The following is a 12817-nucleotide window of genomic DNA, read 5'->3' as shown; positions in this document are numbered from 1 at the left end:
ATGCGGGAGATCGAGCCGGTCCGTCTGGCGGAGCTGACCACGCTGCGCACAGGAGCAGCACCGGAGCGGATGTTCGAGGCGACGACGACGGCGGGTCTCGTCGATGCTCTGCGTGAGACGTGGGCGCGCGGCGACGAGTGGTTCGTCCTCGGTGGCGGCTCCAACCTCTTCGTGGGCGACGAGCCGTTCGAGGGCACGGTCATCCGCGTGCGCACCGAGGGCATCGACGAGCTGCCGTCCCCGCACGCCGGCCGCATCCGTCTGCGCGCGCAGGCCGGCCACGGGTGGGACGACCTCGTCGCGTATGCCGTCGCCCACGGGTATGCGGGCCTCGAGGCCATGAGCGGGATCCCCGGCACGGTCGGCGCCGCCCCCGTGCAGAACATCGGGGCGTACGGGCAGGAGATCCAGGAGACGCTGGTCGAGGTCGAGCTGATCGACGAGTCGACCGGCGAGATCTCGACGGTTCCCGCTGCCGAGCTCGGGCTGGGTTTCCGCACCTCGGTGCTCAAGCATCACCATGGCAGTGTGCCGCTGCGCCGTGCCGTGATCCTCTCCGTGACCGTCGACCTGCTGATCGCGGGCGAGCGTGTGGTGCGCGGTGAGCAGCTGCGTCGGGCACTGGGTCTGACCGATGAGACACCGGTTCCGCTCGGCTGGGTGCGCGAGCGCATTCTCTCGACTCGCGCGTCGAAGGGCATGCTGCTCGACGCGGATGACCCCGACACCCACGGCGTCGGCTCCTTCTTCCAGAACGCGATCGTGACGGCGGCGGTCGCCGGCTCGTTGCCCCCGGAGTGCCCGCGCTGGCCGGTCGCCCCCGATCTGGACGCCGTGACCGTGATCCCGCTGGCGTCTTACGACGGACAGGTGCCGCTATCGAAGCCCGCGGCGGTCTCCGACGTGAAGGTGAGCGCGGCCTGGCTGATCGAGCAGGCGGGCATCCGCAAGGGGTTCAAGCTCCCGCGCTCCCGCGCATCCGTGTCGACGAAGCATGCGCTCGCGCTGACCAACCGTGGCGGGGCGACCGCGGGTGAGGTCGCCGAGCTCGCCCGGTTCATCCAGAGCAGGGTGCACGCCGAGTTCGGTCTCGTGCTGCAGCCGGAGCCGGTTCTCGTCGGCGTCGAACTCTAAGGCGTCGAACGCCAAGGCGTCGAACCGCAGGACACGTCGGCTGTCGCGGCTACACTCGCGGCATGAGCGGATTGATCCCGTACCTGCTGTTCCCCGGCAACGCCGCGGAGGCGCTGCGTCATTATCGATCGGTGTTCGGCGGTGAGCTCCAGCTGCTCGACTACGCCACCGCAGGGAGGCACGACGGCCCCGGCGATGCGATCGCGCACGGGCAGCTGAGCGGACTGGTCGAGATCGCCGGAGCGGATGCCGGAGCCGATGACGATGCCGTGCAGATGGGCGGCATGTTCCTCTCGCTCCTCGGCACGGCCGACGCCCTCACTCTGACCGACTGGTACGACGAGCTCGCCGCCGGCGGCCGCGTGATCGACGCACTGCAGAAGCGACCCTGGGGTGACTTCGACGGCACGCTCGTCGACCGTTACGGCGTGCGCTGGCTGATCGGCTTCCGTCCCGAGGACTGAGGTGTCCCGCTGCCGAAGTAGGAACGAGACGACGGCAGGAGGATCAACACGACCGCCGCCGTGGTGACGGCGAGGGCCGCGATGGCGACCCAGAACTCCCAGATCGGGGCTGCTACCGCCGGAACATAGAGCGCGAGCGGGAGCGGGAACAGCAGGGTCGCGTATCGGGCCCACGACTTTCGTCTGATCACGAGCACCGTGATGGTCGCGTAGACGACCACCGGTACGAAGGCGAGCGCACTGAGCCACTGACGCGACTCTCCTCCCCAGTACCAGAGGAAGGGAGCGACCGCGAGGGAGAGGAAGAAGACCAGCACGGTCACCGTGATCAGGATGGGGAATGCCACCCGCAGAGTCACCGGCATCCGCTCATACTCCTGCTCGCCGTTCGTCATGCCTCCAGTATCGCTGACCCTCGCCTGAGGGCAGGAGACGTCGTGACGAAGGCCCCTCCCATCTGCAGACGGGAGGGGCCTTCGTCGGGTTCCGCGGGTCAGGTGAACAGACGCTGCAGGCGCTGCACGCCCTCGAGCAGCTGCTCGTCGCCCAGTGCGTATGACATGCGGATGTAGCCGGAGGGACCGAAGGCCTCGCCGGGGACGACCGCGACCTCGGCCTGGTCGAGGATGAGATCGGCGAGTTCGAGCGAGGTGGTCGGGGTCACGCCGCCCCAGGTGCGGCCCAGCAGGCCCTGTACGTCGGGGTACACGTAGAACGCGCCCAGCGGGTTCGGTACGACGAGGCCGTCGATCTTCGACAGCTCCGAGACGATCAGCTGGCGGCGACGGTCGAAGGCCTGGCGCATCTGCTCGGCCTCGTCCTGCGGGCCGGTGAGCGCGGCGATCGCGGCCTTCTGGGCGACGTTGTTCACGTTGCTGGTGAGGTGCGACTGCAGGTTGCCGGCGATCTTGATGGCATCGGCCGGGCCGACCATCCAGCCCACGCGCCAGCCGGTCATGGCGTAGGTCTTCGCGACGCCGTTGACGAGGATCGTCTGGCCGGCGACCTCGGGCACGGCGTCGACGATCGAGGTGGCCTTGACACCCTCGTAGGTGAGGTTCTGGTAGATCTCGTCGCTGATGATCCAGATGCCGTGCTCGAGCGCCCACTCGCCGATGGCCTTGGTCTCCTCGGCGGTGTAGACGGAGCCGGTGGGGTTCGACGGGGAGACGAACACGAGGGCGGTGGTGCGGGCGGTGCGTGCGGCTTCGAGCTGCGCGACCGTGACCTTGTACTCCTGGTCGGCCCCGGCGAAGACCTCGACGGGGGTGCCGTCGGCGAGGCGGATGGCCTCGGGGTACGTGGTCCAGTACGGGGCGGGCAGCAGCACCTCGTCGCCGGGGTTCACCACGGCCTGGAAGGCCTGGTAGACCGACTGCTTGCCGCCGTTGGTGACGATGACCTGGCTCGGAGACACCTCGAGTCCGGAGTCGCGGAGGGTCTTCGCCGCGATCGCCTCGCGCAGCGCCGGGAGGCCGGGAGCGGGCGTGTACCGGTAGCTCGCCGGGTCGGCCAGAGCCTCGGCCGCCGCATCCACGATGAACTGCGGCGTCGCGAAGTCGGGCTCGCCGGCAGCGTACGAGATGACGTCCTTGCCTTCGGCCTTGAGGGCCTTGGCCTTGGCATCGACCTTGAGGGTCGCGGACTCGGCGATGGCGGACAGCTTGCGGGAGAGGGGAGCGCGTTCGGTCACGATTACGAGCGTACTCGGGTCGGTGCGGCAGGAGAGGTGTGGGATGCCGCCAAGATCCGGAGTTCTTTCGGGTTCGGAAGGTCAGCCGGCGACGAGTCCGTGCGCCTGTGCGACGGCCGGAAGCGTGATGCGTCCGCCCTGCACGTTTAGACCCGCGGCCAGAGCGGCGTCGTCGGCCGCCGCCCGCTCCCAGCCCTTGCCGGCGATCGCCGAGACGTAGGGGAGGGTCGCGTTCGTCAGCGCACGGGTCGCGGTCTCGGGAACCGCGCCCGGCATGTTCGCCACGCAGTAGTAGATCGAGTCGTGCACCGCGAATGTGGGGTCGTCGTGGGTGGTCGGGCGCGAGCCCTCGAAGCACCCGCCCTGGTCGATCGCGATGTCGACGAGCACGGACCCCGGCTTCATCGCGGCGACCATGTCGTCGGTCACGAGCTTGGGAGCCGCGGCACCGGGGATGAGCACGGATCCGATCACGAGGTCGGCGGTCTTGAGCTCTTCGGCGATGTCGTAGCGGCTTGACGCACGGGTCTCGAGGGCGCCGCCGTAGCAGTGCTCGAGCTCGCGCAGACGCGGTAGGGAGACGTCGATCACGGTGACCTTCGAGCCGAGTCCGAGGGCGTTCGCCGCGGCGTGTTCTCCAGCGACGCCGCCGCCGATCACGACGGTTTTGGCGCGCGGCGTGCCGGCGATGCCGCCGAGCAGCATTCCACGTCCGCCCTGGGAACGCAGCAGCGAGTACGAGCCCATGGTGACCGAGAGGCGTCCGGCGATCTCGCTCATCGGCACGAGCAGCGGCAGGCTGCGGTCGGGGAGCTGCACGGTCTCGTACGCGACGGCGGTGGTCCCTGCCTCGACGAGGGCCGTCGTCAGCGCGCGGTCGGCAGCGAGATGCAGGTAGGTGAAGAGGGTGAGGTCGTCGCGCAGGAAGCCGTACTCCTGGGCGATCGGCTCCTTGACCTTGATGACCATATCGGCCTCGCCCCACGCGTCGGCGGCGGTGGCGACGATCTCGGCGCCGGCGGCCCGGTAGTCGTCGTCGGTGATGCGCGAGCCGAGCCCGGCCCCGGACTGCACGAGCACCCGGTGGCCCTCGTGCACCAGGCGGTCGGCGCCGGCGGGAGTGAGGGAGACGCGGTTCTCGTTGTTCTTGACCTCTGTGGGGACGCCGATCTTCATTGATCCTCCAGGTTCGATGCGGTGCGGCACCCAGGATCGCAGAAACATCGACAGAACAACAGAATCGGTGAAGATGATTCGCGTGATGCGGAAATCCTGAATAATGCTTCGTATGGAGACGACCTCAGAGGCCCCGGAGCCGAACACCGTTCGGGCCCCCGCCCTGGATGCGATCGACGCCAGGATCGTGCAGCTGCTCACGGCCGACGGGCGCATGACGAATGCCGAGCTCGCCGGGCGTCTGGGTGTCGCGCCCTCGACGGCGCACACCCGGCTGCGCGCCCTCGTGGATCGCGGCGTGATCACGGGCTTCCACGCGAGTGTGGACGAGCGGGCGCTCGGCGCGGGCCTGCAGGCGATCATCGGTGTCACGCTGCGTCCGAGCGGACGCCGGGAGAGCATCGTGGAGTTCGCCGACCGCGTGCGCGTGCTGCCGCCGGTGATCCAGCTCTTCTTCCTCGGTGGCGACGACGACTTCCTGCTGCACATCGCGGTCGCCGACTCGTCCGAGATGCGCGAGTTCGTGCTGGAGCATCTCTCGGCGCAGAGCAGCGTCGCCTCCACACGCACGAGCATCGTGTTCGACTACCACCGCAACTCGGTGGCCGCTTCCTTCCGCTGACGGCTGCCGCGGGTCAGGCGCCGTAGGACGCGGGCAGTGCGCAGTAGTCGGCGAACCGCCGCGTCGGATGCGCGGGGTCGGTCACGTCGACGATCGCACCCGCGACCGTGTGCGGTGGCTCGTCGCCGGCCAGCTGCCACACCGCGTAGTTCCACATGCCCCTGGTGCGCTCGCCGAGCAGAGCCGCCGGTCCGGAGACGAGCAGGATGTCGCCGCTCTTCGGGCCTTCGCGGAACGCGGTGACCACGGAGCGGAGCTCGGCCTCGGCACCGTCCGGTGAGTGGTCGCGGATGACCGGCTGCCCTGACGCCGTCAGCGCGGCCGCGAGGTCGTCTGCCGCCTGTCGCGAGCGCCCGGCATCCGCCCCGGCCACCGCGAGCAGTCGTCGGCCGCGCGGGTAGAAGTGCAGGAACTCGGAGGCGATGTCCGCCCAGACGTCGGTCATGCCTCCAGGCTACGCCCGGGAGGGGTATGGGAGCGGGAACAGAGGGAGCCCCCGGGACCACGGCGGATGCCGCAGTCCCGGGGGCTCCCTCCTGTGCTCAGTCCTCGTCGATCAGGAACCGGCTGTAGGCGCCCAGTGTGAGGAAGGTGGGGAACTCCTCCTGGAGGGCGACCTCGCGGAAGATCTCCGCCGCGTCGTCGTACCGGTCGCCGTGGCTGCGCGTCGCCTGCGCGAGCACCTGGGCGATCAGACCCTCGATGTACTCCGCCGTGATCGGGGTGCCGTCCTGAGTGGTGCGGTCCTGGTGGATCCACTGCCACACCTGCGAGCGGCTGATCTCGGCCGTCGCGGCATCCTCCATCAGGTTGTCGATCGCCACGGCCCCGAGTCCGCGCAGCCAGGCCTCGAGGTAACGGATGGCGACCGACACGTTGTCGCGCACGCCCTGTGCTGTGATGGGCCGGCCGATGTGCAGGTCGAGCAGGTCGCGGGCCTCGACGTGCACGTCGTCACGCTGGCGGTCGACCTGGTTGGGGCGGTCGCCCAGCACGGCATCGAACTCCGCCTGCGCCGTGGGGATCAGGTCGGGGTGCGCCACCCAGGTGCCGTCGAAGCCGTCGCCGGCCTCGCGCTTCTTGTCGGCGGTGACCTTCTCGATCGCGCGTGCTGTCACCTCGGGGTCGCGGCGGTTGGGGATGAACGCGCTCATGCCGCCGATCGCGAAGGCGCCCCGCTTGTGGCAGGTCTGCACGAGCAGATCGGTGTACGCCCGCATGAACGGCACCGTCATCGTGACCTCGCTGCGATCGGGAAGCACGAAGCGCGCCCCGCGGCCGCGGTAGTTCTTGATGATCGAGAAGATGTAGTCCCAGCGGCCGGCGTTCAGGCCCGCGCAGTGGTCGCGCAGCTCGTAGAGGATCTCGTCCATCTCGAACGCCGCCGGCAGGGTCTCGATCAGCACGGTCGCGCGGATCGTGCCGTGCGGGATGCCGATGTACTCCTCGCTGAACGAGAAGACGTCGTCCCACAGCTTCGCCTCCTCGCTGGACTCCAGCTTGGCGATGTAGAAGTACGGTCCGCGACCGCCGTCGATCAGCGCCTGCGCGTTGTGCAGGAAGTAGAGGCCGAAGTCGACCAGGGAGCCGGATGCCGAGGTGCGACGACCGGCGCGGTCGATGAAGGCGATGTGCTTCTCGGGCAGGTGCCACCCGCGAGGGCGCATCACGATCGTCGGCGTGCGCTCCGCCGTGACGCGGTACTCCTTGCCGGGGCCGGATTCAGAGGCAGGCGATGTGAACGACAGCTCGCCGCGGATGGCGTCACGGAGCGACAGCTGCCCCTCGATGACGTTCTTCCAGGTCGGGCTCGTGGCATCCTCCTGGTCGGCGAGCCACACCCGCGCGCCGGAGTTCAGCGCGTTGATCGTCATCTTCGGGTCGGTCGGTCCGGTGATCTCGACGCGGCGATCCTCGAGACCGGGCCCGGCACCGGCGACCCGCCAGTCGCGATCCTCACGGATGTGGGCGGTGTCGTCGCGGAACTTCGGGTCGTGACCGTTGCCGATCTCGAAGCGACGGCGCATGCGGTCGGCGAGGCGGTCGTGGCGACGGGAGGCGAAGCGGTGGTGCAGCTCGGTGAGGAAGGCGACCGCTTCGGGGGTCAGGATCTCCGCGTAGCGGTCGCGGAGGGGGCCGGTGACCTTGATCGCGGGACCCTGCTGGGTCGTCTGGATCGGAGCCGTGGTCGGGGGAGCGGTGGGAGTGGTCATGATCGTGGGTCCTTTGAGTCGTGTCGAGTACTGCGACGAATGCGTCGAGCACCGCGACGAAGAGGGGCCACGCGCCCGGAGGGGGCGTGGGGATCAGTGGAACTGCGCGGCTTCGGTGGAGCCGGCGAGGGCGAGTGTCGCGCTGTCGGGGTTGAGCGCGGTGGAGATGACGTCGAAGTAGCCGGTGCCCGCCTCGCGCTGGTGCTTGGTGGCGGTGTAGCCGTCTGCTTCTGCGGCGAACTCGGCTTCCTGCAGCTCGACGTATGCGCTCATGGCGCGATCGGCGTAGCCGCGGGCGAGGTCGAACATCGAGTAGTTCAGGGCGTGGAAGCCGGCCAGCGTGATGAACTGGAACTTGTAGCCGAGGTCGGCCAGCTCCTGCTGGAAGGTCGCGATCTCGGCGTCCGACAGGTGCTTCTTCCAGTTGAAGCTCGGCGAGCAGTTGTACGCCAGGAGCTTGCCGGGGAACTGCTCGTGGATCGCTGCGGCGAACGAGCGGGCGAGCTCGATGTCGGGCTCTCCCGTCTCGACCCACAGCAGGTCGGCATAAGGGGCGAAGGCGAGGCCGCGGCTGATGACCGACTCCAGTCCGGGCCGGATCCGGTAGAACCCCTCGGTGGTGCGCTCGCCGGTGGTGAACTGCTGGTCCCGCTCGTCGACGTCGCTGGTGAGCAGGTCGGCGGCGAGGGCATCGGTGCGGGCGATGATGACGGTCGGCACTCCGGCGACGTCGGCCGCGAGGCGGGCCGCGTTCAGGGTGCGGATGTGCTGCTGGGTGGGCACGAGCACCTTGCCGCCGAGGTGGCCGCACTTCTTCTCGCTGGCCAGCTGGTCCTCCCAGTGGATACCGGCGGCACCGGACTGGATGAGCGACTGCGCCAGCTCGTAGGCGTTCAGGGGCCCTCCGAAGCCCGCCTCGGCGTCGGCGACGATCGGCGCGAGCCAGTCCTGCGTGGTCTCGCCCTCAGCGTGCTCGAGTTGGTCCTGGCGGATGAGCGCGTTGTTGATGCGGCGCACGACCGCCGGCACCGAGTTCGCGGGATACAGCGACTGGTCGGGGTAGGTCTGGCCGGCGAGGTTGCCGTCGGCGGCGACCTGCCATCCGGAGAGATAGATGGCCTTGAGTCCCGCCCGCACCTGCTGCACGGCCTGGCCGCCGGTGTAGGCGCCGAGCGCACGGACGTAGTCCTCGGTGTGCAGGAGGTTCCACAGATTGTCGGCACCGCGATGGGCGAGCGTGGCCTCTTCGCGGACCGAACCGCGGATGCGGATGACGTCTTCGGCCGAGTAGGTGCGCTCGACGCCGTCCCAGCGGGGGTCGGTGTCCCAGATCTCCTGGAGCTCGGCGGCCGTCTGAACCTGGTCGCCGGCTCGCAGACCGGCGGGGCGGGGCGTCGGGGTGTGGGCGGTGTTCGTCATGGTGTCTCCTCGGTGGATCCGGCGGCTGTGCCGGTGTGGCGTGGTTCCACTGTGCGTGAAGTTCGGAGGGTTGACCGACCGGATGCGAGGAGAAGATCGATGGAAATTCTGTTTCTGTGACAGAATCGGCCGCATGAGCACCATCGACGCTGCAGAAGAGACCGACGCTCTCACGATCGGCCGCCGCATCCGCCAGCTCCGCACGGCGAAGGGCATGACCCTCGACGACCTCGCCTCCGCCGTCGATCGGGCGCCGAGCCAGATGTCGATGATCGAGACCGGGAAGCGTGAACCCAAGCTCACGCAGCTGCAGGCGATCGCCCGGGCGCTCGGGGTCACGATCGACGCCCTGCTGGAGGGCGAGCCGCTCGACGAGCGCAGTGCGGTCGAGATCGCACTCGAGCGGGCGATGAAGGGGCAGACGTTCCAGGCGCTGGGCATCGAGCCTTTCCGCATAGCGAAGAGCCTGCCGACCGACGCTCTGAAAGCACTGCTCGCCCTGCACGGCGAGATCGACCGGCTCAAGGATGAGCGGGCCGCGACACCGGAGGAGGCCCGGCGGGCGAACGTCGAGTTGCGGCACCTGATGCGTCGGCAGGACAACCACTTCGCCGACCTCGAGGCGAAGGCCGCCGAGATCCTCTCCGCGGTCGGTCATCCGGGTGGTCCGCTGACCCAGCGCACGGCGTCCGAGATCGCGGCCTACCTGGGCTTCACCCTGCACTACGCGCCCGACCTGCCGCAGACCACCCGGAGCGTCGCCGACCTCGCGAACGGCAGGCTCTACCTGTCGAGCAGCGTGCCCGCGAAGGGCGATGCCCGCACCGCGGTGCTGCAGGCGCTGTCGAGTCGCATCCTCGGGCACTCCGAGCCGCGCAGTTACGCCGAGTTCCTGCGTCAGCGCGTGGAGACGAACTACCTCACCGGTGCGCTCCTCATCCCCGAGGCGCACGTGGTCCCGGCGCTGAAGGATGCCAAGCAGCGCCGGGCGATCTCGATCGAAGACCTGCGTGACGCCTACTCGGTCTCGTATGAGACGGCTGCGCATCGGTTCACGAACCTCGCTACCCGGCACCTCGACATCCCCGTGCACTTCCTCAAGGTGCATGAGTCGGGCACGATCACCAAGGCGTACGAGAACGACGACGTGAACTTCCCCACCGACCGTCTCGGGGCCATCGAGGGGCAGATGTGCTGCCGCCGGTGGACCTCGCGCGTGGTGTTCGATGAAGACGACCGCTTCAACCCGTATTACCAGTACACCGACACCGGGAACGGCACGTACTGGTGCACCGCCCGGGTGGAGTCGTCGAGCGAGGGGCTGCACTCCGTCAGCGTGGGCGTGCGCTTCGACGACACGAAGTGGTTCGTGGGGCGCGACACCTCGCATCGGGGCGTCTCGAAGCACTCGGTCGAGGTGTGCTGCCGCCGGGCGCCGGCCGACCTGGAGGACCGCTGGCGAGACAACTCCTGGCCGAACGTGAAGACCCCGCGCACGCTGCTGGCGACCCTTCCGACCGGGGCCTTCCCCGGCGTCGACACGACCGACGTGTACGAGTTCCTGGAGGCGCACGCCCCCCGCTGACCCCGCCCGTCCCCGCCCTCCGCCTCCGCTCCCGCCCGCTCCGCCCGGCGTTCCGGTCGCAGTTGCTGCCGCCCGGGAGCGGCGAAGGCGACAGGAAGTGCGACCGGAGCAGATGGATCGACTCGCGCGGGCATCCTGCGCAGGCTACGGAGCGGACGGAAGCGGGGGTTGAGCCAACACTGAACACCTGTTAGGTTTTCGCGTGTTGAGGGCTCCGGTCAGCGGCGCCCGTTCTCGATGAGGAGACGTGATGAAGCGATGGATGGGCACACTGGCCACGGTCGGACTGGTCGTCTCAGGCCTGGCCCTGGCCGGACCGGCGGCGGCGGGAGGTGGCCGTCAGGGCGACGCCGAGCTCACGCGCTGGGCGCAGGACACCTGGGGCTCCCTCGTGGCGATGACCGATGAGGAGACGGGCCTTCCGGCCGACAACATCACCGGCGACCTGCAGACCCCCAGCGCATACACTTCTCCGACGAACATCGGCGGATACCTGTGGTCGACCGTCACGGCGCGAGACCTCGGCATCATCGGCGCCGACGAGGCGCGCAGCCGCATGTCCGCCACGCTCGACACCCTCGAAGGGCTCGAGCGCAATGACGCGAGCGGCATGTTCTACAACTGGTACTCGCCCACGACGGGGGAGAAGCTGACGACCTGGCCCGACTCCGGCGATCCCGTGCACCCGTTCCTCAGCACGGTCGACAACGGGTGGCTGGCCGCCGCCCTGCGTATCGTCCGCGAGGCGGATCCTGCCCTCACGGTGCAGGCGGACGCCCTCTACGACTCCATGGACTTCGCCTCGTTCTTCGATCCCGCGGGTGCCGCCGGCCTCCCCGCCGGCACCAACCGCGGCGGTTTCTGGGACGAGGTGCCGCCGGACTGCAGCGTCGCGGCCCCGATGTACAACGGATCGGGCGAGACCGCCTACTACACCTGCCACCACTACGACACGACCGTGAGCGAGAGCCGCATCGCGACCTATCTCGGCATCGCCAACGGCCAGATCCCGGCGACGGCGTTGTACGGCACGCATCGCACGATGCCGCCCGGCTGCGACTGGGCCTGGCAGGAGCAGCTTCCCGAGGGGGAGTACCGCACCTACGACGGCGTCGAGGTCTGGGAAGGCGCGTACAGCTATGACGGTATGTCGTTCGTCCCCAGCTGGGGCGGCAGCATGTTCGAGTCGCTGATGCCCGACCTGCTCGTCCCGGAGACGAAGTGGGGTCCGAAGTCGTGGAAGCTCAATCATCCGATCACGGTCGCCGTGCAGAAGCAGCACGGGCTCGACGAGGCCGGATACGGGTATTGGGGCTTCTCGCCCGCGAGTGATCCCTTCGGCGGATACGCGGAATACGGCGTCGACATCGCGGGCATGCGGTCTGACGGCTACACGTCCGACGTGGAGAAGACCGACGTCGATGTGGACCGTCCGGGCTGTGCGGTGGGCACGAATCCCGCTCCCGAGTTCGGCGACGGCGTGATCACGCCGCATGCGGCCTTCCTCGCGCTGCCCTATGACCGCAAGGGTGTGCTGCGCAACCTCGAAGGCATCGAGGAGGATCTCGGCGCCTATGGCCCCGGTGGGTTCTACGACGCGGTCGCCGTGAAGAGCGGCACGATCGCCGAGCGCTATCTCTCGCTCGACCAGTCGATGATCATGGCGGCGATCGGCAACGAACTCACGAAGGATAAGCTCAAGGACTACTTCGTGGATCGCGAGATGGAGAAGCTTCTGCGTCCCGCGATGCGGCAGCAGGAATTCAGCTCGTCGTGGGGTGCGGGCGGCAACGGCCACCAGGGCTGAACCGCCGCTTCCCTCGACGAGGGATGGGAGTGGGCAGTGGGAACGGACGGCCAGCCGACAGCGGGTCGTGGCCCCCGTGGCTCCTACGCCACAGGGCAGGCGCGACGGCAGGCGATCGTCGACGAAGCGCTGGTCGTGTTCTCCCGGACCGGATTCCACGGCGGGTCGCTGCGGGAGATCGCGAAGCGCGTCGGCGTGACGCCTGCCGGCCTCCTGCATCACTTCGCCGACAAGGAGGAGCTGTTCGCCGAGGTGCTGCACCAGCGCGACGAGAAGGTACGAGCGGCCGCGGGCGATCCCGCGGAGCACACCCTCCTCGAGCAGGCGAAGAGAGTCGTCGCCCACAATCAGACCTCGCGCGGCCTCACGTCGTTGTACGCGATCGTCTCGGCCGAGGCGACCGATCCGGAGCATCCGTCGCACGCCGAGTTCGCCGCCCGCTACCGGGCCCGAGCCGACGAAGCCGTGGAGATCCTCCGCCGTGGGCAGGACGCCGGTGAGGTGCGCGACGACATCGACCCCGCGCTCGCCGCACGCCTGATCAGCGCCGTCATGGACGGGATCCAGCTGCAGTGGCTCCTGGACGAATCCGTCGACATGGTCCCGCTCTTCGACGAGTTCGTGCGCCGCTACCTCTACCCTGCCGCTCCTCCTCAGTCCTGACGGCTCCCGCTCCGCCCGCGCTCCCGCTCTGTGTCGCCGAG

The 12817-nt window shown here is 69.0% G+C and carries 12 protein-coding genes; 6 read left to right on the top strand and 6 right to left on the bottom strand.

Features of this window, described 5'->3' with window-relative positions; genetic code table 11:
- Together MST3598_RS13995 and MST3598_RS13990 are read left to right on the top strand one after the other, a co-directional pair.
- Complete coding sequence (locus tag MST3598_RS13995) at positions 1-1134, top strand: UDP-N-acetylmuramate dehydrogenase (protein WP_029258933.1); 1134 nt, start codon at positions 1-3, stop codon at positions 1132-1134.
- A gap of 62 nt (positions 1135-1196) precedes the next feature.
- Positions 1197-1598, top strand: a complete 402-nt coding sequence (locus tag MST3598_RS13990) for a VOC family protein (protein ID WP_021201096.1) — start codon at positions 1197-1199, stop codon at positions 1596-1598.
- On the opposite strand, the gene MST3598_RS13985 is transcribed toward MST3598_RS13990, so the two are convergent.
- The 3 genes from MST3598_RS13985 to ald all read right to left on the bottom strand — a co-directional run bounded on the left by MST3598_RS13985 (position 1556) and on the right by ald (position 4467).
- The gene (locus MST3598_RS13985) at positions 1556-1993 is read right to left on the bottom strand and encodes a hypothetical protein (RefSeq protein ID WP_029258932.1); all 438 of its coding nucleotides are present in this window, start codon (positions 1991-1993) and stop codon (positions 1556-1558) included. The two genes, MST3598_RS13990 and MST3598_RS13985, sit on opposite strands and share 43 nt — an antisense overlap.
- A 98-nt stretch (positions 1994-2091) precedes the next feature.
- Positions 2092-3291, bottom strand: a complete 1200-nt coding sequence (locus MST3598_RS13980) for a pyridoxal phosphate-dependent aminotransferase (RefSeq protein WP_029258931.1) — start codon at positions 3289-3291, stop codon at positions 2092-2094.
- An 81-nt stretch (positions 3292-3372) separates the two neighbouring features.
- Positions 3373-4467, bottom strand: a complete 1095-nt coding sequence (gene ald, locus MST3598_RS13975; protein WP_029258930.1) for an alanine dehydrogenase — start codon at positions 4465-4467, stop codon at positions 3373-3375.
- Positions 4468-4570: 103 nt separating this feature from the next.
- Between ald and MST3598_RS13970 the strand changes: the two genes are divergently transcribed.
- On the top strand, positions 4571-5089 hold the full coding sequence (locus MST3598_RS13970) for an Lrp/AsnC family transcriptional regulator (RefSeq protein ID WP_029258929.1): 519 nt from the start codon (positions 4571-4573) through the stop codon (positions 5087-5089).
- Positions 5090-5102: 13 nt separating this feature from the next.
- On the opposite strand, the gene MST3598_RS13965 is transcribed toward MST3598_RS13970, so the two are convergent.
- The 3 genes from MST3598_RS13965 to aceA all read right to left on the bottom strand — a co-directional run bounded on the left by MST3598_RS13965 (position 5103) and on the right by aceA (position 8721).
- On the bottom strand, positions 5103-5534 hold the full coding sequence (locus MST3598_RS13965) for a hypothetical protein (RefSeq protein WP_029258928.1): 432 nt from the start codon (positions 5532-5534) through the stop codon (positions 5103-5105).
- 97 nt (positions 5535-5631) lie between these two features.
- Positions 5632-7302, bottom strand: coding sequence for a malate synthase A (aceB, locus tag MST3598_RS13960; protein ID WP_029258927.1), 1671 nt, complete (start codon positions 7300-7302; stop codon positions 5632-5634).
- Between the two features lie 93 nt (positions 7303-7395).
- Entirely contained in the window at positions 7396-8721 is a 1326-nt protein-coding gene (aceA, locus tag MST3598_RS13955) for an isocitrate lyase (RefSeq protein WP_029258926.1), read from the bottom strand.
- Positions 8722-8854: 133 nt separating this feature from the next.
- On the opposite strand from aceA, the gene MST3598_RS13950 reads away from it, so the two are divergent.
- From MST3598_RS13950 to MST3598_RS13940, 3 genes are all read left to right on the top strand, one after another.
- Positions 8855-10306 carry a helix-turn-helix domain-containing protein gene (locus MST3598_RS13950; RefSeq protein WP_029258925.1) on the top strand — a complete coding sequence of 484 codons (1452 nt, stop codon included), beginning with the start codon at positions 8855-8857 and terminating at the stop codon, positions 10304-10306.
- A 262-nt stretch (positions 10307-10568) separates the two neighbouring features.
- The gene (locus tag MST3598_RS13945) at positions 10569-12113 is read left to right on the top strand and encodes a glucoamylase family protein (protein WP_231494431.1); all 1545 of its coding nucleotides are present in this window, start codon (positions 10569-10571) and stop codon (positions 12111-12113) included.
- A gap of 36 nt (positions 12114-12149) precedes the next feature.
- Positions 12150-12776, top strand: coding sequence for a TetR/AcrR family transcriptional regulator (locus tag MST3598_RS13940; RefSeq protein ID WP_036271549.1), 627 nt, complete (start codon positions 12150-12152; stop codon positions 12774-12776).
- The last annotated feature ends 41 nt before the right edge of the window (positions 12777-12817 follow it).

It is taken from the genome of Microbacterium sp. TPU 3598 (genome assembly GCF_002356155.1).
Classification (GTDB): Bacteria; Actinomycetota; Actinomycetes; order Actinomycetales; family Microbacteriaceae; genus Microbacterium; species Microbacterium maritypicum_A.
This window is presented reverse-complemented; position numbering and strand designations above follow the sequence as displayed.

Bases quoted from the DNA above. Each gene is read 5' to 3' on its own strand.
- MST3598_RS13970 (WP_029258929.1), top strand. From the start codon at position 4,571: ATGCTTCGTATGGAGACGACCTCAGAGGCCCCGGAGCCGAACACCGTT.
- MST3598_RS13965 (WP_029258928.1), bottom strand. From the start codon at position 5,534: ATGACCGACGTCTGGGCGGACATCGCCTCCGAGTTCCTGCACTTCTAC.
- ald (WP_029258930.1), bottom strand. From the start codon at position 4,467: ATGAAGATCGGCGTCCCCACAGAGGTCAAGAACAACGAGAACCGCGTC.
- MST3598_RS13950 (WP_029258925.1), top strand. From the start codon at position 8,855: ATGAGCACCATCGACGCTGCAGAAGAGACCGACGCTCTCACGATCGGC.
- MST3598_RS13945 (WP_231494431.1), top strand. From the start codon at position 10,569: ATGGGCACACTGGCCACGGTCGGACTGGTCGTCTCAGGCCTGGCCCTG.
- aceA (WP_029258926.1), bottom strand. From the start codon at position 8,721: ATGACGAACACCGCCCACACCCCGACGCCCCGCCCCGCCGGTCTGCGA.
- MST3598_RS13985 (WP_029258932.1), bottom strand. From the start codon at position 1,993: ATGACGAACGGCGAGCAGGAGTATGAGCGGATGCCGGTGACTCTGCGG.
- MST3598_RS13995 (WP_029258933.1), top strand. From the start codon at position 1: ATGCGGGAGATCGAGCCGGTCCGTCTGGCGGAGCTGACCACGCTGCGC.
- aceB (WP_029258927.1), bottom strand. From the start codon at position 7,302: ATGACCACTCCCACCGCTCCCCCGACCACGGCTCCGATCCAGACGACC.
- MST3598_RS13990 (WP_021201096.1), top strand. From the start codon at position 1,197: ATGAGCGGATTGATCCCGTACCTGCTGTTCCCCGGCAACGCCGCGGAG.